The following is an 18,438-nucleotide window of genomic DNA, read 5'->3' on the forward strand; positions in this document are numbered from 1 at the left end:
GGCAACGCGTGGAAGGGCTAAAGATGTCGACAGTGACCGAAGTTCTTGACTCATCGGCCGACCGCATTTGGGATGTGATGGCCGACGGGTGGCTTTACTCCGGCTGGGTGGTAGGCGCATCGCGGATCCGCGCCGTGGACGATCAATGGCCGCAGGTAGGTGCCCGGCTCCACCATTCAGTAGGCTCCTGGCCGTTCCTCATCGACGACAACACCAGCGTCACCGGCATGGAGCCCGCCAGGGAACTCAAGCTCCTGGCAAGGGGTTGGCCCATGGGCGAGGCGGAGGTGCTCATTACTTTGGAGCCCACCGGAAGCGGCCAATGCAGGGTCTCCATCTCCGAAGACGCCGTCCGCGGCCCCGGAAAGATCGTGCCCAAGGCGTTACGGGATCCAGTGATCGGCGTTCGGAACCGTGAAACCCTCAAGCGCCTGGGATTGATGGCCGTGGGCGGAGCTGGACGCAAAGCCTAAAGTCCGGGCATTACCCATTCGAATGCTGCGGCTTTGGATTGGGCACCCTGTGCCGCCTTGGAGCGGTTGGGTTCTCCCAGCTCCTCCAGCAACTTACCGGACAGGCGCACCAGTTCGCCGAAGACCTCCGGGTTCAACCAGCCGGGCCGGGTGGCAAACAGGAGGTCTTCGCTGGAGGTGTTGCCGCTGGCGCCTGGTGCAAACGGGCATCCTCCCAAACCGCCGAGAGCGCCGTCCACCATCGCGGCACCGGCTTGGATCGCTGCCAGCGTGTTGGCCACGCCCAGCCCCCAGGTGTCGTGGCCGTGGTAGACGATCCGGCGGGCAGGGGATTCTTCCCGCACCCGGGTGACCAGGCTGGCCACTTGGGCCGGAACTGCTTGGCCCAAGGTGTCGCAAATGACGATGTCCGTGGTGCCCGCCGCCCGGGGGTCGTTGGCGATCGACAGGACGCGCTCTTCCGGAACATATCCTTCGAACGGACACGTGAAAGACGTTGCGATGCACAGTTGAATCGCTCCACCGACCGATCTGGCAATGTCGACGGCTTCCGGCAAGGTACCCAGGCTCTGGTCAGTGGTCCGGCCAATGTTTGCCTTGTTGTGGGAATCCGAGGCCGACAGGCAGTACTGGAAATTCCGTGCTCCCGCAGCCGATGCCTTTGCTACATGGCCAGGCGTCGCCACCCAGATCCAGCACTTTTCCAGTTCGTCAGCGGTCAGTGCTTGGACAACTTCAAGGGTGTTGGCCATGGTGGGCACCAGGTCGGCCCGTGCCATTGAACCCAGCTCGATCGCTGGTACGCCCAGGCGCAGGAGCTCCCGGACCGTCTCGACCTTCCGTTCCGTCGGCAGGATTTTACCGGTGAGTTGGAGTCCGTCGCGCAGCGTCACATCCCGCAGGATTGCGTTGCCGAACGGGCTGGAAAGGGAGTTCATGGCTGTATTACCTCGTCGCTTCCTGAAGCCGCTTTGATCTGGGCCGCGTCCATGTTCAGGAGGCCACCCAGTACCTCCTGGGTATGCTCGCCGAGGTCCGGCCCCAAGTTCCGGATGGGCAAGGACTGCTCACCGATCACGGGAACAATGCCGGGGAAACCTACGTCGGAGAGGATTTCCTCGCCTGTGGAGACGTCGAATTTCTGGATCATGTTGCGTGCAGCGTACTGGCCGTCCGCACTGATATCGGCCGCTGTATAGATAGGTCCGGCCGGGACTCCGGCGGCCTCAAGGACGGCAAGGGCCTCCGGAGCGCCCAGGGTCGAGGCCCACTCACCGATGGCCTGGTCCAACTCTTCACGTTTGGCCCAGCGGCCTGCATTGGACTGCAGCCCGGGATCCCCGGCAAGGTCGGGCCGCCCAATGGTGTGCATGTACCGCTGGAAAATCGAGTCGCCATTTCCCGCCACCACGATGCTCGCCCCGTCCCCGCACACATAGGCATTCGAGGGGGCAATACCTTCCATGCGGCCACCGACGCGTTGCCGGTCCACGCCGTAGGCCTGGAAGTCCGGGATCAGTGACTCCATCATGGAGAACATTGCCTCATTCAACGCGACGTCGATGATGCGTTCGGCGAGCGGAACCGCACCAGCCGCGTCCCGGCGTCGTGCTTCACGCTGGTACAGGCTCATCACGGAGCCGAAGGCGGCATAAAGGCCGGCGATCGAGTCACCAATGGAAACACCCACCCGCACTGGTGCCCGGTGCGGGTCGCCCACCAGGTTTCGGAACCCGCCGTAGGCTTCGGCGACGGCGGCAAAACCGGGCCGCCCGGACAGCGGCCCCGTCTGCCCGAAGGCAGAGATGCGCGTGACGATGAGGTCCGGGTTGGCCTCGTTGAGGACCTCCGGCCCCAGGCCCCACCTTTCCAAGGTGCCGGGCCGAAAGTTTTCCAGCAGTATGTCGGAGTGGGCGGCGAGCTCCAGCACGGCCTGCTTTCCCGCCTCAGTGCGCAGGTCCAGGACCACGGACTTCTTGTTGCGGTTCAACGTGCGGTACAGCATGGACGTGGTGCCCTTGTGGAGGCGCCAGTTGCGGAGCTCATCGCCGGTCCCCGGGCGCTCCACCTTGATGACTTCCGCGCCGAAATCGGCCAGCAGCCTGCCGGCGGTGGGGGCGGCTATGTAATTTCCGAGCTCAAGGACCCGGACGCCGTCCAGCGGGGCGATTGCTTCCTGTGTCATGCCTCCCAGACTATGATCTTGGGCTCGTACTGCAAGATTTCGCCGCAACTAGGCTGGAAACATGACTGTGGCGGGTGCCCCCTGCGTGGCAGTCTTTGCCCTTAGCATGGTCCACAGGTGCACCGACAGGGGAGTGTGTGATGGGACCGTTGGAATCACTTCAGGCCAGCGCGGAGAAGGAGGCGGCAACAGCTGCCGGTCCGCGGGTCCGTCCAAAGCGCACAAGGCGCCTCCGGAAACTCGATCTGGCGATCCTCGTGGTGTTGGTTCTGCTTTTGGCGCTTTCCGCAATGCCATGGCCCTCGGCGATGGTGATTCGAAGCGTTTTTGAACGCGGCGCGCAGGCCACCATCGACGAAATGACGCCGTACATCCCCGATACTCCGCTGCAGACCCACATGGGGATCGCCTACAAGCCTGGATCGACTTTCGATGCCTTCACTCCTGCCGGGACTACCGCAGCGCTTCCCGCGATCGTATGGATCCACGGAGGCGCATGGATTTCCGGCGCGCAACGGGATGTTGAGCCGTACCTCCGGATTCTGGCAGCTGAGGGCTACACCACCATCGGATTGGGTTACCCGATCGCCCCTGAGGCGACGTATCCCACAGCCGTGCGCGACATCAACGACGCCCTCGCCTATATCAAGGCACATGCTCCGGAGCTGAACGTGGACCCGGGACGGATCGTCCTGGCAGGAGATTCCGCCGGTGCGCAATTGGCCAGCCAGTTGACGACGCTCACCGTGAACCCCGCGTATGCCGACCTTCTGGGAATCCAGCCCGCCCTGCAGAAATCAGACTTGGCCGCTACCATCCTGCACTGCGGTTGTACGATCTCCGGGCCATGGCAGATCTCAACGGCATTGTGGCCTGGGGCTTCAAGACTTCGCTCTGGGCCTACACCGGCACCAAGGACTGGTCCGCAACCTACGCCGGCGCAACCATGTCCACCATCGACTTCGTCCAGAAGGACTTCCCACCGACGTTCATCAGCGGAGGAAACGGTGACGGGCTGACGTGGCTTCAGTCGGTTCCTTACAGCAATCGTTTGAAAGATGCCGGCGTTCCGGTGACGGAGCTGTTCTGGCCTGCTGACCATCAGCCAGAACTTCCCCATGAGTACCAGTTCCATCTGAACTTTGCCGAGGCCCGGGAGGCCCGCGACAAGCTGCTCGATTTCCTGTCCACGAACGCCGCCAGGAAGCCGTAATTCCGGGTGCGGGCCATCACGCCGGGAATTATCTCCATGATGGAACTATTATTCAGATATGACCATACATTCGGCCCACCTGGAAACCACCAACCGCCCTGCCCTTTTCTGGGCCTCCTGGCTTTGCGCGGCGGCCCTGGTTTTGGTGCCGGCGGGAATGCTGATCGGCAATCCGGCCGTGCTGCGAGGACACCCGCTGCTGCCGTCAATATTGGTGGCTGCCGTCGTCGTCGGGCTTCTTTGGGGTGTCCTGCTCTGGCGAGGGCGCGAGGTGCGCCGTCGTCGCTCCGCCCTTCGCGCTGCAGGCGCGTGGTTAGGCCGGGCCGTGGTCCTGGCGCTGGTGGCAGCCCTGGCCTGGCTCAACCCCTTCGCTTACCAAGCGGCCTCGGCGGTGGCGGCGTCGGAAATTTCCGTGGCGGAAACCCCGACGGCGATCACCATGTCGCCGGTGGGCAGGCAGGCAACCCGCGGCCTGGTTTTCTATCCAGGCGCCAAGGTCGAGGCGAGGGCCTATGCGGACATTCTCAGGCCCGCTGTCGACGCCGGAATCCTGGTAGTCATCCTCAAGGAACCCCTTAATCTCAGCCTTCTCGACGGCAACCAGGCCAGGGGTGCCATGTCGGACAATCCGGGCATCACTACGTGGGCCGTGGGGGGACATTCCCTTGGTGGCGTCAGTGCGAGCTCCTTCGCTTTGAACAACAAGGATGTCGAGGGATTGCTGCTCTTTGCTTCCTATCCGCTTGACTCCCTGCGGGATCGTGCCGACCTGAAGGTGCTGTCTATTTCCGGCACCGAGGACGGGCTGAGTACGCCGGGCAAAATAGACGCATCCCGTCAACTGCTTCCCTCCGACGCCGCCTTCCTGGCGGTACAGGGCGGGAACCACGCCTACTTCGGGGACTACGGCGAGCAGCCCGGCGATGGTGAGCCCGCTGTGGCCCGGGACGTAGCCCAGAAGCAGATATCGTCTGCCACCACGGCTTTCCTGGCGGGACTCGGGGCCAGTTAGCGCAACCGCGGGAATACATGGAGAGTCGCCTCGGTTCATTGATGTAGATGCAAATGCATGTAAACTGAATGAACGAGCAATAGGAGAATGCCATGGAAACCCGCCGCATCACCGTACTTTCCGCCGGTCTGGGCGTCCCGTCGTCGAGCCGCCTGCTGGCTGACCAGTTGGCAGCGTCCACGGAGCGGCAGCTGCGCGCGGCCGGTTACGAGGCCAGGATCGACATCGTCGAACTGCGCGACCTTGCCGTGGACATCGCCAACAACTTCGTGACCGGTTACGCCGCGCCGCGCCTCGCTGAGGTGATTGCCGGCGTCGAGGATTCCGACGCCATCATCGCCGTCAGCCCCGTCTTCAGCGCCTCCTACAGCGGGTTGTTCAAGTCCTTCATTGATGTTCTCGATCCCAAATCCCTGGACGGCAAGGCTGTTCTGCTCGGCGCCACCGGTGGCACCGACCGCCACCAGATGGTCCTTGACTACGCGATGCGCCCACTCTTCAGCTACCTGCGGACCAGGATTGCTTCGACCGGCGTCTTCGCGGGGCCCCAGGACTGGGGGAACACCGACGACGGCGGCTCGCCCCTTTCGTCGCGGGTAGACCGGGCGGCGGGCGAGCTGGTGCAGTTGCTCAGCGGAGACCAGCCTCACCGCAAAAACGATGCGCTGGAATCACTCCCGTTCGAGCAGTTGCTGGCTGGAATTTCGGCTGGAAGGTAGCCCGGCCAAGCGGCCGGGGCTGGCCGGGCCCGAACTATTCCGTTCCGCCGAACGTTGGGGCAGGCATGAAGTGTCCCGTGGATTCAATTGACCTGGTGATGAGCGAGCGGGGCGGCGTAGAGATCGACTATTGCCCGCAATGCAGGGGAGTGTGGCTGGACCGCGGGGAGCTGGACAAGATCATTGACCGCGTTTCGGCTGAGACCGGCCCGGCCCCGGCCCGATCGGCAGCAGCACCGCCCCAGCCCCCGATCGCCCCGCCGCCCCTGTACAACCCGTTCGAGTCCCGTCCCCAGCAGCCGCGCTACGACGATCGGGACAGGCGGGATTACGACCGCCGGGGCGACTACGACCGTCGCGACCAGCACGGCCGCAAGCGCAAGAAGAAGGAAGGCTTCCTCGGCGAGCTATTCGACTTCTAACGATTTCTAGTCGTCCAGGAGTTCGATAAACTCGCGCGCTTGCTTGATGGTGATATCAGAATGGCGCGTGAGTGCCACAGCTGCACCTTCGACGTCACCGCTCTTCGCCAGGGTCCGGATGCGGCCGTAAATCTCGTCGTTGAGCATGTTGCTGCTTACCTCGCGGGTCACGTCGCCCTTGCTGACGATTGCCCGGTACCTGTACGGGAAGCGCTCGGGCTCATCGTCGTCGTCGGCCAGCAGGTCCTTGGCGGGAACTTCAGGGGTAAACGGTTGCGGGTGGGCTGCCAGTGCGCCGACAGCATCACGTGAGGCCCGCAGTCCTTCACCAGTCGCCTGCAGGTACAGCTTGATGGCCGCCATTCCCTGTCCCCGGGCGATCAGTGAGTAGATCTGGCGATGCTGCTCCTGGTTGAGTTTGGCTGCGGACTCCTTGGCCAACTCCACCGGGTCCTTCGAAGCTGCTGCGCCACCTGCCTTCGTTTCGGCGGCGCGCTTGGTGAAGGATCGAATGAGCAGGAGTACGCCTGCGATGACCGCAATCAGGATAAGCAGCGGAATAAGGATGGAATCCATGGCGGTGTCAGAGCCGATCTACGTAGTTCTTGGCGGTAAGCAAATCTGAGTGCGTGGCCTGGCGTAGGACTTTGATGGCTTCGATCTTCTTGCCGCTGCGGACAAGGTTTTGCAATTCAAAAGCCAGTTGCGGGTTTAGTTCGCCATTGGGAAGGACTGCGGGCTGCTGATTCGGACGCCCGGCCGGCTGGGACGGTCCGGTTTGGGCCTGGATGGGTGCCCGCTGCTGCGCTTGCTCATTGTGGCTGGCAACGTTCTGGCTGGGCTTGGTGGACGCCTCTATGCGGGCGCGCAGTGCCAAGGCAGCCTGTGCCTGGGCGGCTTGGTGCGCGGCGGAGCGTGCGGCCAATTCGCGCTGGTACCTTTCGGCGTCGGACACTCCTGTGTCGCGGGGTTTGAAGGCCGCAGTTAAGGCCCAGAGCAGGCCCACCAGGATCAGGAGTGGAAGGACAACCGTCAGCACGTCACCAAAGTTCATCCCCATGCCTAGAGCTTATGCCAGAAGTTGGTTATCCACAGCACATTCCGTTTGGGGCATAGGCTTCTGAGAGAGCTCTGTCAAATTCGAGGCGCGACTGTAAGATGCATCACATTTTCGGCATGTTTAGCGACGCTTTAGTGCTTGATGGGCTCGATTCGGCCGATTGTCTGTGGATGATTTTGTGCCAAATCTTTCTTTAGTCCACAGTCGAATTGCGATGTTTCCGCAGGTCAGAGGCTTGTTTCCGCAGAAAGAATTTCTCTATCCACAGAGTAACCCACAGTCTGTGCACAACGTGGGGGTGCTACTCCACAGGTTATCCACAGGGGTGTTCCGGCACCTGCTGTAACGTGTCTGAAGTGTCCATTTTGGGCACGTTTATTCACTGCCGGGATCCCCAGGCCCCGAAATCATGAACGATTGAAGCGCCTCTGCGGAGCTGGCTGTGGATAACTTGTGGATAAGGATCGCTATTTTGTCGGACGTGCCTGACAGTGTCAGGTTCAACCGGCGGGATCCCTACCCGCATACAGCGCTTTAAGGACCGCCGGGATTGCACACCCGCAGCGGTACACAAATGGAGGACGGCTTTGTCAGTTACGCACTTGGACTCAATCGAGGGCACACGCGCTTCAGACTCGAGCCGGAAACCCCCGCAGGACATCCCGGCTGAACAGTCCGTGCTGGGCGGCATGATGCTGTCCAAGGACGCGATCGCCGACGTCGTCGAAATCGTCCGCGGGCACGACTTCTACCGTCCGGCGCACGAGACCATTTACGAATCCATCATCGACCTCTACGGACGAGGTGAACCTGCCGATGCCGTCACGGTCTCCGATGAGCTGACCAAGCGCGGTGAGATCAACAGGATCGGCGGTCCCGCTTACCTGCACGAGCTCATCCAAACCGTCCCCACCGCGGCGAACGCCGGCTATTACGCTGAGATCGTCGCCGAGCGTGCAGTCCTTCGCCGCTTGGTTAATGCCGGTACCAAGATCGTCCAGATGGGCTACGGCCAGGATGGCGAAGTGGAAGACTTGGTCAACCAGGCCCAGGCAGAGGTCTACGCTGTTGCGGAAAAGCGTACGGCCGAGGATTACGTGGCGTTGAAGGACGTCATGGAATCCACCGTGGACGAGATCGAGGCCTCGGGTCACCGAGGCGAAGGCATGACCGGTGTTCCCACCGGTTTCTACGAGTTGGACGAGTTGACCCACGGCCTCCACCCCGGCCAGATGATCGTTATCGCTGCGCGTCCCGCAGTGGGTAAGTCCACGTTCGCCCTGGACTTTGCCCGTTCCGCCGCGATCAAGAACAACCTGGCCACGGTCATGTTCTCCCTGGAAATGGGTCGGAATGAGATCGCCATGCGCCTTCTCTCCGCGGAAGCCACCATCGGCCTGCAGGATCTCCGCAAGGGCACCATCAAGGACGAGCAATGGTCCAAGATCGCCACCACCATGGGCCGCATGAATGATGCGCCGCTGTTCATCGATGACAGCCCCAACATGTCGCTTATGGAGATCCGGGCCAAATGCCGCCGCCTCAAGCAGCAGCACGACCTCAAGCTCGTGATCCTTGACTACCTCCAGCTCATGAGCTCCGGCAAGAAGGTGGAGTCACGCCAGCAGGAAGTTTCCGAGTTCTCCCGCGCGCTCAAGCTGCTGGCCAAGGAGCTGCAGGTTCCCGTTATTGCGCTCTCGCAGCTGAACCGTGGTTCCGAGCAGCGTCAGGACAAGCGCCCTATGGTGTCCGACCTTCGTGAATCCGGCTCCATCGAGCAGGACGCCGATATGGTCATCCTGTTGCACCGTGAAGACGTCTACGACAAAGAATCACCCAGGGCCGGCGAAGCTGACATCCTCATCGCCAAGCACCGTAACGGTCCTACCAAGGACATCGTTGTCGCATTCCAGGGCCACTACTCGCGCTTTGCCAACATGGCGGGCGACGCCGGTGGTGGCGGCGGGTTCTAGGACGGTTGCACTTCAATCGAGGACCGGCAACTGCCTGGGCTGGAGTCCGCCAAAGGCCAGGGCCTCACGCTTAGCGCAGGGTCCTGGCCTTCGAATCGGGTGCCTAGCAGCCTTCGAAGTCGCTCAAGACCTTTACTTTGGCGGCAGACCCGGATGACGGATCGAATGCGTAGCCGATCCACTCCTTGGCCAAGCGTCGTGCCAGCTCCACGCCCACCACTCGCTGGCCCATGGTGAGCACCTGGCAGTCGTTGGAGAGGATGGAGCGTTCCACCGAGAACGAATCGTGGGCCGCCGTGGCGCGGATCCCAGGAACCTTGTTGGCGGCAATGGCCACGCCGATACCCGTCCCGCAGAAGAGGATGGCCCGCTCTGCTTTGCCATCGCGGATCATCTCGCCTGCCGCAATGCCCACATACGGGTAGGGCCTGGTGAAGTCCTCGTCTGCCCTGTTGACACCGATATCGATCACTTCGGTGATCCGGGAGTCGGTCTGGAGGTCGGCCAGGATTCGGTCTTTGTAGTCAACGCCGGCTTCGTCGGCGCCCACAATGATGCGCATGGAATTCTCCTAGTTATTTGCTGCAGCGGGTACGGGAACTGCGGTGAAATGGGGCCCGACGGCGGTGAACACCATGGCGAGCGAGGTCGCCCCGGGGTCGGGTGTGCCGATGCTCTTCTCGGCAAGCGGCCGGGCGCGCCCCTTCAAAGGACGCAGTTCGGCGGTTGCCCCGGCTGCTGCGGTGGCATCGGCGGCAGCAGCGGACCAGGCCTCTTCCACTGCAGTGCCTGATCCAACGCGGTCCTCAAGCGAGGCAGCGAAGGGCAGCAGGGCGTCCATCATGGTCTTGTCGCCGATTTCAGCCTTGCCCAGGCTGGAGAGCCGCTCGGCAAAGGCGCGGACGGATTCGGCGAGGGCCGCCGGCGTCGGGGTTTCTGCGTCTCCGAGCCGCTCGCCCAAGGCGCGCAAACCGGCACCCCACAGGACGCCTGACGTGCCGCCTGCCTTATCGGCCCACGCGTCGCCGGCGGCAGCGAGCAGTGATCCGGCTCCGGCGCCGAGTTCGAAGGCTTCGCGTGCGGCGTCCAACGCTGCAGCCGATCCGCGCACCATGCCGCGACCATGGTCGCCGTCGCCGGCAATCGCATCCATGTCACCCAGCATCGATTCGGAATCGCGAAGCAGTGCCGCCGTCGTGTCCAGGGCCTGGAGGCAGTGGGCGGCGTAGGCGCGGGATTCGGCCGTGGAGGAGTAGTCAGCCTCCGCGACGTGGTCGGGATCGGCTTCGGTGTATACAGCGGAAGAGGCCTCGAAGCCAACCGCACCGCGGCGGTAGGCCGGCGTCAGTGCCGGAGCCGTCCAGTACTGCTCGAGCTCGTCATCCAACCAGGTGAGCGTCAGCGAGGCACCGGCCATGTCCAGGGACGTCACCAACTCGCCTACCTCCGGCATTACCAGGGTGTAACCGGCCTCGCGCAGCAGGGGAGCAACCGTCCGCCACAGGACGAAGAGTTCTTCGTGTTTGGTGGAGCCAAGGCCGTTGAGTATGACGGCCAGTCGCGTCGCACCGGATGCCGGAGTCTCCGCCAGCACGCGGCGGACCAGTTCCTGGCCTAGTTCGACGGCGGTCGGCAGCTCGGTATCGAACAGTCCAGGCTCGCCGTGGATGCCCAGGCCCAGGCCCATCTTCCCCTTGGGAAGGCGGAACAACGGCTGCTCGGCCCCCGGGAAGGTGCAACCGCTGAATGCCGTGCCGATGGTCCGCGTGGCATCGTTGGCCTTCCGTCCCACCCGGACAACGGAAGCAAGGTCCAAGCCGGCTTCGGCAGCGGCGCCCATGACTTTGAAGACCACGAAGTCACCGGCGATACCGCGTCGTTTTTCGATCTCGGCGGGGGAAGCGCTGGCAATATCGTCGGTGACCAGCACGTTCTCCGTCGCTATGCCCTCGGCGTTGAGCCGTTCGCTGGCCATGCCGAAGTTCATGACGTCCCCGGCGTAGTTGCCGTAGGTGAACACCACGCCGGCGCCGGAGTTTGCCGCCTTCGCCACGGAGTAAGCCTGCTGGGTGGAGGGTGAGGTGAAGATGTTGCCCACCACGGCACCGTCAGCGAATCCCGGCCCGATGATGCCTGCGAATGCCGGGTAGTGTCCTGAGCCGCCGCCGGTGACGACAGCCACTTTGGGCGTGGAAGGGCGGCCGCGGCGGACTGCGCCACCCTCCACCTGGCGGACGAGGTCCGAGTGGGCGTCACAGAAACCGGCGAGGGCTTCGTCAGCGAAGTCGGCGGGATCGTTGAAGATTCTGGTCATGGTGGGTCCTGGTTCTGGTTTCCGGCGGCCGGGGACTTAGTGGATGTGGCTGCCGCCGTTGATGTCGATGGTGGTGCCGGTCAGGTACGCAGAGTCCTCGGAGGACAGGAAAGTGATGACCGCGGCGACTTCCTCGGTGGTGGCATTCCGTCCCAGGGGGATGCCTGCATTGATGGCGGCTTCCTGTTCTTCGGTGCTGCCAACCCGGATGTTGGTGTCCACGGCACCGGGGGTGATGGCGTTGACTGTCACGCCGGTCTCGCCGATTTCCCGGGCAAGTGCCTTGGTGAAGCCGAGGATGGCGGCCTTTGCTGCAGAGTAGGGAACCTTGCCGAACACGCCTCCGCCACGCTGCGCTGAGACCGAGGACATGTTGACGATGCGGCCCCAGCCGTTGGCGATCATGTCCGGCAGGAAGGCTTTGGTGACCAGGTAGGTGCCCGTGGCGTTGACGTCCATGACCTTGTGCCACAGCTCAAGCGTGGTTTCCAGGAATGGAACCGGTGAGGTGATGCCGGCGATGTTGGCCAGGGCCCCGACGGGCGGGAGGTTTCCGGCGGCAACCTCTGCGGCGACGGCGGCCTGGGCTGCGGTGACGGAGGCCTCGTTGGCGACGTCGATTTCGTAGCCGAACGCCGGAACGTTGAATTCGTTGGCGATCTCGGCGGCAACCTTGGCGGACTTCTCGCCGTCGAGGTCCAGGATGACGATGCCCCAGCCCTGGGTTGCGTAGCGGCGGGCAGTCGTCAGGCCGATGCCGCGATCGGAGGTTGCTCCGGTGAGGACGGCGGTGCGCTGGATGGTGGTCATGGTGCTCCTTGAATATGAGGTGACGCGGACTAGATGAGGTCTGTAATGAAGCTGGCTGCCTTGGCGGCCGCCGCCGGGCGTTCGTCATGGGTGACGTCCCGGGTTTCGAGTTCCAACGAGAAGTGGCCGATGTAGCCAAAGTCCCGAAGCGCGGAAAGCCCCGCGGCGAAGTCTGCCTGGCCGTTGCCGATGCTGAGGTTGATGTTGCCGGGCTCGGAGTCTGTTGCCGGCACGGCGTCACGGAGGTGGACGTGTTTGATGCGCTCGCCGAAGCGGGACACAAAATCCACAGGGTTCCCGCCTGAGGCGACGATGTGGCTGAAGTCCATGACGATTCCAACGTCGGAACCGGCCAACCGGTCCGCGAGCAGTTGCGCGCGTTCGGTGTTCCAGCAGAGCCGGAAGTAGTGGAGGGACTCCGTCCAGAGTTCGACGCCGAACTCCGCCGCACGCTGCGAGGCGTGGATCAGTTCGGCGGCTACAAGCTCGATATCTTCAGTCAGGCCGCGCTTGGGCTCGTGGTCTATTGCCCCGCAGGGGAGGACCAGTGCCTTCGCCCCGGTCTTCGAGGCCAAAGCCAGCAACATCTCGAGGTGACGTTCCCGGCCTTCCCGGGCCCCGGCGTCGAGCGTTGCGTTCAGGTCCCCGACATCGCCGTTCACCGAACGGACGCTCATGCCTGATTGAAGAACGACGGCGGTAACTGCCTCGACTGCCCCGGCGTCCAGCACGTAGGGCACATGATCGCACACGCCAGGGAGGGCGCCGAGGTCGATCTCCTCGAAGCCTGCGTCGCGCATGGTGTGCAGGGCGGTGGCCAGCTCCTGGTGGCGGAAGCTGATGGACGAACAGCCCAGTCGTTGATGAAACATCGTCGTTGATCCTCTAAGTCGGGGCCTCATCGGTGAGACGCCTTAGTGATGTAAACCACGTTAAGGCCGTTGACTGTCAACAGTCAACCTTTAGAGTCGACTGTTGACATTGCTGGTGTCGTGGGTCACAGTTGACGTATTATGTTGACTGTCGACAGTGGGGTAGCCCAAGAAGCGCCGCACTCTTGAAAGGGAAAGACACTATGAGCAACGAAGCTCTGACCATGCGTGGTCCGGTTCATGGAACCAAGGAAGCAAAGCGCGTCGCCGTCGGATCCGGCGTCGGCGCAGTCATCGAAACCTATGACTTCATCGGTTTCGGCACCGCGGCTGCACTGTATTTCGGTACGGCATTCTTCCCGGGCGCCGACCCGGTGACCGGCACCCTAGCCTCCTTCGCGACCCTCGGCGTCGGCTTCGCTGCCCGTCCCCTGGGCGGTATTATCGGTGGTCATCTCGGCGACAAGCTGGGCCGCAAACCTGTGCTGGTGGCGTCCCTGGTCCTCATGGGCCTGGCTACCTTTGCCATAGGCCTGCTGCCCACCTACCAGCAGGTGGGCCTGTTGGCGCCAGCGCTGTTGGTACTGGTCCGTGTGATCCAAGGTCTGGCTTTCGGCGCTGAATGGGGTGGAGCCATCCTGATGAGCTACGAACACGCACCGTGGCGCAAGAAGGGCCAATTCACGGGCATTGTTCAGGCCGGCTTCCCCGTTGGCCTCCTGCTCGCCAACCTGGTGTTCCTCAGCAGCGTGGGGCTCGGCAGTGAGTGGGCATGGCGTGTGCCGTTCCTGGCCAGCATCGTGCTGGTTGCCGTCGGCCTCATCATCCGTTCCAAGGTTCCGGAGTCCCCGGTCTTCGAGGACGTCAAGTCCAAGGGCGACATCGTGAAGGCCCCCATCATCGAGGTCATTAAGACCGACTGGCGCAACATCGTCCGCGGCATCGGCCTTCGCATCGCTGAAACTGCCGGCTACGCCGTGTCCGTGACGTACATGATTTCCTATCTCCACACCAACAAGCTGGCGGACAAGACCGAGACCCTGGTGGCCCTCTGCATCGCGGCAGGCATAGGCATCTTCGCTACCTACTACTGGGGCAAGCTCACCGACAAAGTAGGCCGCCGCCCTGTCTACATCTGGTCCACGGCGTTTGCAGTCGTCTTTGGCATCCCCATGTTCATGCTGGTCAACACCGGACTGTTCTTCCTGATCATCGCCACGATCGTGGTTGCCTACGCCGTCTGCCAGAACTCCCTCGCCGGCGCCCAGGGTGCGTGGTTCCCGGAGCTCTTCCAGGCCAAGACCCGTTCCTCCGGTGCTTCACTGGCCTACCAGATCTCCGCCATGGTGTCCGGCTTCACCCCGTTCATCACCACCTTGCTCTTCGTCAGCATGGGGTGGATGGGGCCGGCCCTGCTCTTCAGCGCCTACGCAGCCATCGGCCTGTGGGCAGCGCTCTCCACGAGGGAAACCTGGGGCAAGCGTGAGCGGAAGCTCGCCGAAGAAGCCGCCAGCAAAACTCCCCAGACCATAAACGCCTAAAGCAGCCCTCGACGTCGGGCGTCACCCCAGCGGTACACGCCCGGCTCCGAAAGGAATTCCACGTGACACTCTCATCAGTCGAAGCGGCCACCGCGTCCGCTCCCGCCCGCGAACGCGTTGACCGCCTCCGTGCCGCCGCCTACCGAATCCGGCACCACGCCCTGAACATGGGCGAGGTCCAAGGTCAGGGGTACGTTGGCCAGGCGCTAGGAGCGGCAGACATGCTCGCCGCCGTCTACGCCGACCAGCTCAACTACCGCGCCGAGGACCCGCACTGGGCTGACCGCGACCGGTTCCTGCTCTCCACGGGACACTACGCAATCGGACACTACGCAGCCCTCGCCGAGGCCGGAATCGTGCCCGTGGCCGAGCTCGAAACGTACGGCTCCGATGACTCCCGCCTGCCGATGTCCGGCATGTCCACCTATACGCCCGGCATGGAAATCTCCGGAGGTTCGCTGGGGCACGGCCTGACCATCGCCGTCGGCATGGCCTTGGGGCTGCGTCTTCAGGGCTCCGCATCCCGAGTCATCAACTTCCTTTCCGACGGTGAACTTGATGAGGGCTCCACGTGGGAAGCCGCCATGGGTGCGCACCACCACCAACTGGGCAACCTGACCGCCATGGTGGACATCAACGCCCTACAGGCCGACGGCGCCACCAACACGGTGCTGCGCACCGAACCGGTCACCGAGAAGTGGGAATCGTTCGGCTGGTACACCCAGCGCGTGGACGGGAACGACGTCGGTGCGCTGCTGGCGGCGTTCGACAACATCGCCTCGGTTTCCGGTGCGGTCGGGCGACCTTCTGTGATCCTCTGCGACACCAAGGTGGGGCGGGGCGTCCCGCTGCTGGAAACCCGCGAAAAGGCGCATTTCATGCGCATCGAAGAAAACGAATGGCAGATCTGCCGCGACCAGTTGACCGCAGGATACGAAGGGACGGCTTCAGCATGAGCACAGTTACGACGGCGGCGGGCGCGGTTTCAGTGGGGAAGCCGAAGCTCAAAACCTCGGCCATGATCGCGTCCTTTGCTGACCCGGGGCAGAAGACCACATCCGCTCCTTTCGGGCACGCGCTCGTTGCCGCAGCGGAAGCTAATCCGAAGATCGTGGGTTTGACCGCGGACCTCGGCAAATATACCGATATGCACATCTTCGCCAAGGCGTTCCCGGAGCGGTTCTTCCAGATGGGCATGGCCGAGCAGCTCCTCTTTGGCGCGGCCGCGGGCATGGCCGAAACCGGACTGATCCCGTTCGCCTCCACCTACTCGGTGTTCGCCGCCCGACGCGCCTACGACTTCCTTTGCCTGGACATCGCCGAACCGAACCTGAACGTCAACATCATCGGCGGTCTGCCCGGGCTCACCACGGGCTATGGCCCCAGCCACCAGGCCACCGAGGACATGGCGATCTTCCGCGGCATGCCCAACCTGACCATCGTGGACCCCTGCGATTCCGTGGACATCGAGCAGGCAGTTCCCCAACTCGCTGCATCTGAAGGGCCGACGTACCTGCGCCTGCTCCGAGGGAACGTGCCCACAGTGCTGGACGAGTACGACTACACGTTCGAGCTCGGCAAAGCCAAGGTCCTGCGCGGCGGCAACGACGTCGTCTTCGTATCGTCCGGCCTGATGACCATGCGTGCCTTGCAGGCGGCGGATGCGTTGGCGAAGCACAACGTGGATGTGGCCGTGGTGCACACTCCCACCATCAAACCCTTCGACGCCGCCACCGTGCTTGCAGAACTGAACACGGACCGTCTTGCCGTCACGCTGGAGAACCACACGGTTGTTGGCGGTTTGTTCGAAACCGTTGCATCCGCCGTCGTCACCGCCGGTCTCGGGAAGCGTGTGGTGCCCATCGGCCTTCCGGACCAGTTCCTCGACGCTGGCGCGCTGCCTACGCTGCACGAACGGTACGGCCTGTCCGTGGACCGGATTGTGGCCAAGGTGCTGGCGGAACTCGGCTGAGTTTCTTGGGGAATGCGGGACGGCCATAACTGCCCGTCCCGCACTCCTGCCCGTAGTATCGACAGTTAACACCGGACTGTCAGCAGTCGCCCATAGAACCGAGGACACACCATGGCCACCGCATCCCTGCTGGGACTTGAGAAGAAGAGCCTGCGCGAACAGGCGCTCGCAGCACTGCGGACCGCCATCACGAGTGGTGAACTCGAACCCGGGCGGCACCTCGTCGAAACCGAGCTGTCGGAGATGCTCCAGATCAGCCGCGGCACGCTCCGGGAAGCCCTGCGCCAGCTGGAACAGGAAGGCCTGATTTCAGCCGGGGCACGCGGCCGGATGTCCGTCCGGCACCTGGACGTCAAGGAAATCCGGGACATCTTCGCCGTCCGCGGCGTCCTGGAATCGCTGGCTGCCCGGACCTTGAGCGACATGCCGGACAAGGAGGCCGCGCTGGCAGAGTTGCGTGCCGCCGTCGACACCATGGAAAAGGCCGCCAAATCGTCCTTGGAGGAGCGGATCGAATCCGACCTCGAGTTCCACCGCACGCTCTGCCGCCTGTCCGGAAACGAAACCCTGCTGCACTCGTGGGAATCCTTGGAGGGTTCCATCCGGATGTCCATCATGTTCGCCGGCCTGGAACGCGCAACCCGGAACATGAGTGTCGGGCGGCATCACGACATTGTTGCGGCCATCGAAACCGGGAATGCAGCCAAAGCACGCGAGACGATCATCGCGCACATGGATGGTGCCGCGGAGAATTTGGTCGGCTGAGCTCTAGCGCGTTCCTAACCCGCTTTGCCGTTGTTGGGCAACGACGTAGGAGCGGGCAGCGACGGGCTTAGGCGCCGGCTGCCTTCAAAAGGTGATCCGGCAGGCGGTTTCCCGGTGCGTGGCCACGGATTTCCAGCAGTTCACGGGCGTGCGCGTGCAACTTCTTGTCCTCGTCAGTCACCGGTTCCCAGGCCGGGATGGGCACGGCCGTCCCGGTCTCGTCCCGGGCCACCATCACCGTGAGGCAGTACGTGGTCAGGTTCATTTCGCGGGTCTTCGGATCACCGGAACGTACGTGGACGGCGACGTGCATGCCCTTGGCACCGGTGTAGACAAGTCGCGCTTCGACCTCCACGACATGACCGATCAGCAGAGGCCTGTAGAAGCGAACGCCGCCTGAGAACACGGCCACAGTATCTTTGCCGCAGTATCGCGAGGCGCACACGTAGGCGGCTTCGTCGATCCACTTCATGACGATGCCGCCGTGGACCTTGCCGCCCCAGTTCACATCAGTGGGGGACGCCATGAACCGCAGGGTGACGCGCTCGGCTGTCCCGGCGTCGGTATACTCCTGTGCGTTCATCGCGTTGACGATCTGCTCGCGGACCTCGATGCGTGCCAGTGCGTGGTCCCGTTGCTCGACCTCTTCAGGAGTGGACGGCTCAAACTGGGGGACGGGAATCGGCTTGCCGTCCGGACCCACGGCCACGAAGATCACCATGCATTGGCTGTGCATCGTCTCCGGGCCCGGGCCGCCCTTGGGGTCGCGCGAGCTGACCACGGTGTGGATGTGCATGGAGGAGCGCCCTGTGTAAACAATCGTGGAAGTCACTTCCACCATGTCGCCGCTGTTCACCGGATCCGTGAAGTGGATGTTGCCCACATAGGCCGTGACGCAGTAGGACTTGGCCCACCCAACCGCCGCGGCGTACGCCGCTTTGTCCACCCACTCGAGGACGGTGCCGGCGTCGACGGACCCGCTGTGCCCGACGTCGGTGGGTGCCGCAAGGAAGCGGAGGGTCACGGAATTGCCGGCAGCGTCGCTCATGCTGGAAGTTTACTGTTGGCAGGTTTCTGTTACGTGACTAAGTCAGCGCCGGACGTCTC

General features: G+C 63.3%; 19 protein-coding genes and 1 pseudogene. 11 read left to right on the plus strand and 9 right to left on the minus strand.

What is annotated here, in order from left to right:
• Positions 1-23 precede the first annotated feature (23 nt).
• Positions 24-473, plus strand: a complete 450-nt coding sequence (locus LRQ04_RS05430; RefSeq protein ID WP_235518197.1) for an SRPBCC family protein — start codon at positions 24-26, stop codon at positions 471-473.
• Here the strand turns inward: LRQ04_RS05430 and LRQ04_RS05435 are convergent.
• Positions 470-1,411, minus strand: coding sequence for a hydroxymethylglutaryl-CoA lyase (locus tag LRQ04_RS05435; protein ID WP_235518198.1), 942 nt, complete (start codon positions 1,409-1,411; stop codon positions 470-472). The genes LRQ04_RS05430 and LRQ04_RS05435 overlap by 4 nt on opposite strands.
• Positions 1,408-2,658: a CaiB/BaiF CoA-transferase family protein gene (locus LRQ04_RS05440; protein ID WP_235518200.1), complete on the minus strand. Its 1,251-nt coding sequence runs from the start codon at positions 2,656-2,658 to the stop codon at positions 1,408-1,410. Before LRQ04_RS05440 ends, LRQ04_RS05435 begins: the two co-directional genes overlap by 4 nt.
• 398 nt (positions 2,659-3,056) lie before the next feature.
• On the opposite strand from LRQ04_RS05440, the pseudogene LRQ04_RS05445 reads away from it, so the two are divergent.
• The 5 genes and pseudogenes from LRQ04_RS05445 to LRQ04_RS05465 form a co-directional block, all read left to right on the plus strand.
• A pseudogene (locus LRQ04_RS05445) lies at positions 3,057-3,383 on the plus strand (alpha/beta hydrolase); the annotation flags it as partial.
• A 122-nt stretch (positions 3,384-3,505) separates the two neighbouring features.
• Positions 3,506-3,871 carry an alpha/beta hydrolase gene (locus LRQ04_RS05450; protein WP_235518732.1) on the plus strand — a complete coding sequence of 122 codons (366 nt, stop codon included), beginning with the start codon at positions 3,506-3,508 and terminating at the stop codon, positions 3,869-3,871.
• A 58-nt stretch (positions 3,872-3,929) separates the two neighbouring features.
• Positions 3,930-4,883, plus strand: coding sequence for an alpha/beta hydrolase (locus LRQ04_RS05455; protein ID WP_235518201.1), 954 nt, complete (start codon positions 3,930-3,932; stop codon positions 4,881-4,883).
• Positions 4,884-4,975: 92 nt separating this feature from the next.
• Entirely contained in the window at positions 4,976-5,602 is a 627-nt protein-coding gene (locus LRQ04_RS05460) for an FMN reductase (protein ID WP_235518202.1), read from the plus strand.
• A 77-nt stretch (positions 5,603-5,679) separates the two neighbouring features.
• Positions 5,680-6,024, plus strand: a complete 345-nt coding sequence (locus LRQ04_RS05465) for a zf-TFIIB domain-containing protein (protein WP_235518204.1) — start codon at positions 5,680-5,682, stop codon at positions 6,022-6,024.
• 6 nt (positions 6,025-6,030) lie between these two features.
• On the opposite strand, the gene LRQ04_RS05470 is transcribed toward LRQ04_RS05465, so the two are convergent.
• Both LRQ04_RS05470 and LRQ04_RS05475 read right to left on the minus strand, forming a co-directional pair.
• Complete coding sequence (locus LRQ04_RS05470; protein ID WP_235518205.1) at positions 6,031-6,600, minus strand: hypothetical protein; 570 nt, start codon at positions 6,598-6,600, stop codon at positions 6,031-6,033.
• A gap of 7 nt (positions 6,601-6,607) precedes the next feature.
• On the minus strand, positions 6,608-7,078 hold the full coding sequence (locus LRQ04_RS05475; RefSeq protein ID WP_235518692.1) for a hypothetical protein: 471 nt from the start codon (positions 7,076-7,078) through the stop codon (positions 6,608-6,610).
• Positions 7,079-7,671: 593 nt separating this feature from the next.
• Here LRQ04_RS05475 and dnaB point away from each other — a divergent pair.
• Positions 7,672-9,057 carry a replicative DNA helicase gene (dnaB, locus tag LRQ04_RS05480; RefSeq protein WP_235518206.1) on the plus strand — a complete coding sequence of 462 codons (1,386 nt, stop codon included), beginning with the start codon at positions 7,672-7,674 and terminating at the stop codon, positions 9,055-9,057.
• A 103-nt stretch (positions 9,058-9,160) separates the two neighbouring features.
• On the opposite strand, the gene LRQ04_RS05485 is transcribed toward dnaB, so the two are convergent.
• From LRQ04_RS05485 to LRQ04_RS05500, 4 genes are read right to left on the minus strand one after another with little or no spacing between them, the layout of a single operon-like run.
• Complete coding sequence (locus LRQ04_RS05485) at positions 9,161-9,619, minus strand: ribose-5-phosphate isomerase (protein WP_235518209.1); 459 nt, start codon at positions 9,617-9,619, stop codon at positions 9,161-9,163.
• Positions 9,620-9,628: 9 nt separating this feature from the next.
• Complete coding sequence (locus LRQ04_RS05490; protein ID WP_235518213.1) at positions 9,629-11,371, minus strand: dihydroxyacetone kinase family protein; 1,743 nt, start codon at positions 11,369-11,371, stop codon at positions 9,629-9,631.
• A gap of 36 nt (positions 11,372-11,407) precedes the next feature.
• Positions 11,408-12,181, minus strand: a complete 774-nt coding sequence (locus tag LRQ04_RS05495) for an SDR family NAD(P)-dependent oxidoreductase (protein WP_235518214.1) — start codon at positions 12,179-12,181, stop codon at positions 11,408-11,410.
• Positions 12,182-12,210: 29 nt separating this feature from the next.
• Complete coding sequence (locus LRQ04_RS05500; RefSeq protein ID WP_235518215.1) at positions 12,211-13,053, minus strand: sugar phosphate isomerase/epimerase; 843 nt, start codon at positions 13,051-13,053, stop codon at positions 12,211-12,213.
• 203 nt (positions 13,054-13,256) lie between these two features.
• On the opposite strand from LRQ04_RS05500, the gene LRQ04_RS05505 reads away from it, so the two are divergent.
• From LRQ04_RS05505 to LRQ04_RS05520, 4 genes are all read left to right on the plus strand, one after another.
• Positions 13,257-14,594 carry an MFS transporter gene (locus LRQ04_RS05505; RefSeq protein ID WP_235518218.1) on the plus strand — a complete coding sequence of 446 codons (1,338 nt, stop codon included), beginning with the start codon at positions 13,257-13,259 and terminating at the stop codon, positions 14,592-14,594.
• Positions 14,595-14,656: 62 nt separating this feature from the next.
• The gene (locus LRQ04_RS05510) at positions 14,657-15,550 is read left to right on the plus strand and encodes a transketolase (RefSeq protein WP_235518219.1); all 894 of its coding nucleotides are present in this window, start codon (positions 14,657-14,659) and stop codon (positions 15,548-15,550) included.
• The gene (locus tag LRQ04_RS05515; RefSeq protein WP_235518221.1) at positions 15,547-16,566 is read left to right on the plus strand and encodes a transketolase family protein; all 1,020 of its coding nucleotides are present in this window, start codon (positions 15,547-15,549) and stop codon (positions 16,564-16,566) included. Before LRQ04_RS05510 ends, LRQ04_RS05515 begins: the two co-directional genes overlap by 4 nt.
• A gap of 111 nt (positions 16,567-16,677) precedes the next feature.
• Positions 16,678-17,331, plus strand: coding sequence for a GntR family transcriptional regulator (locus tag LRQ04_RS05520; RefSeq protein ID WP_235518223.1), 654 nt, complete (start codon positions 16,678-16,680; stop codon positions 17,329-17,331).
• A gap of 67 nt (positions 17,332-17,398) precedes the next feature.
• Here LRQ04_RS05520 and LRQ04_RS05525 read toward each other — a convergent pair whose 3' ends face one another.
• Positions 17,399-18,379 (minus strand): acyl-CoA thioesterase, encoded by a 981-nt coding sequence (locus LRQ04_RS05525; protein WP_235518225.1) that lies wholly within the window; start codon positions 18,377-18,379, stop codon positions 17,399-17,401.
• Between the last annotated feature and the right edge of the window lie 59 nt (positions 18,380-18,438).

Origin of the sequence: Paenarthrobacter sp. AR 02, assembly GCF_021538675.1 — a bacterium.
Taxonomy (GTDB): Bacteria; Actinomycetota; Actinomycetes; order Actinomycetales; family Micrococcaceae; genus Arthrobacter.